Below are 1,665 nucleotides of genomic sequence, written 5' to 3' on the forward strand. Positions count from 1 at the left end.
GTCGCCGCTCGGGCCCTACGCGCCATGCCTGCCCATCCGAACCGCGCCGGGCGGGTCATCGCTACCGCAGAGCTAGACGGCCAGGACCGCGTCACTGCCCTCGTACAGCAGCTCCATTGCGGCATGTTGATCAAGAGCCCGGCACTTACATCCTCGGAAATCACCCAATCGAGTCTTGCGCAGGACTCGCAGGTCATGCACCATTAACCATGAACTGGTTACAGGTTAACGGTGAACGGGAGGAGCATGATGACCGAGGAGCAGAGGGCGGCGAGCGGTACCGGCGACGAGGCTAAGCCCGACGACTCTTACTTCAGCCGAGCGGATGACCGGGTGGATGGGGAGGTACTCCACGGGGAAGTCTTCATCGGCAGGCCCGGCATGGATGACCTGTTGGGCACTGTGATCAGCGATGACAAGTCGCCGACCTTCGATGAGATTCGCTTCCGCCTTGGACCGCAGGCAGCGGTCAGCCCGGGAGACTTCGTGTCGATCGAGGGCCGCGACCGCGACGGCGACCTCGACGCGTGGGTCCTCGGGCGGGTGCTGGATGTGCACGAGGTGAACCCGCACGAGGATCCGCAAAGTGCAACGGTGCGCGAGGTCCTACCCTTCGCAAGCGAGTATGCCACCGAGGGCGAGTCCACAGTCATCTATCGGATCGCGCGATGCGAGCTTGTCGAGGAACTGCCGATAGCCGGGCACCGGTTGGGCGAGCCAACCGAGATTCGGACCTTACCCCGCGCGGGGGATGCCGTCCGGCGGCCGAGCACCGAAATGGTGACGGCGGCCATGGGCTTCCCTGCCAGCCCTGATGACGGTCTACACATGGGCACTCTGCACAGCGATAGTTCGGTCGCGGTAACGCTTCAACCCGACGCCGTCCAGAGACACGTGCTGATCGTGGGCGGCATCGGCAGCGGCAAGAGCTACACGCGCGGCGTGCTCGGGGAGGAGCTGCACCGGTTTGGAGTGCCCCAGGTAAACATCGACGTTAATGGTGAGATGGTCACCGCCGCCAAGCAGTTCGGCGGCGTCAACCTCGTTCCCGGTGATGGCTTCACGCTCCCCCTAGGCACCTTGACTCGGGAGGATCTCCTGGAAGCCGTCGCGGGCATCAACCGTGGCACCAACATCGAGACATTGATCGGCTACACATTCGATGTGCTCCGGCGGGAGATCGCCCAGGGTCGCCGTTCCGCTTTCAGCGTCGATGAACTCGTCGCTGAGATCGAGGTGCAGGCGCCGCACCTGAAGATGGAGCAAGCAAATACCCTGCGACCGGCCCAGATACGTGTGCGGGCGTTGGAGCGCTTACAATACATAGGCACGCGATTTGACTGGATCGGGAAGCTACAGCCCGGGGCGTTCGTCAACATCGACTGCCGCGGGCTACTGCTCAGCGACCTTCGCATCATCACCGCTGCCATCGCCCGCGATCTTCAGGACTTGGCTCGGGAGCGGAAGATCCCCTTCACCATACTTTCGATTGACGAGTTTCACCTCGTCGCGCCGAACGAGGACCGGTTGGTCTCCACTCAGGTGCTGCGCGAGATTGCCCGCATCGGTCGGCACTACCGGCTCGGCCTCGTCCTCACCACGCAAAGTCCCGCCGATGTGGATCGTTCAGTGCTCAAGCGGCTGCTCACCCGGTTTGTGCACACT

Annotated in this window: 2 protein-coding genes; both read left to right on the forward strand. The window is 63.2% G+C overall.

The window, feature by feature from the left end; genetic code table 11:
• Positions 1–207 (forward strand): hypothetical protein (locus tag KBX08_RS33145; protein WP_210787695.1); only part of this gene is annotated, 207 nt, incomplete at its 5' end.
• 42 nt (positions 208–249) lie between these two features.
• Positions 250–1,665 (forward strand): ATP-binding protein (locus KBX08_RS33150; protein WP_210787696.1); only part of this gene is annotated, 1,416 nt, incomplete at its 3' end.

Source organism: Micromonospora sp. H61, assembly GCF_018070325.1.
GTDB classification, from domain to species: Bacteria; Actinomycetota; Actinomycetes; order Mycobacteriales; family Micromonosporaceae; genus Micromonospora; species Micromonospora salmantinae.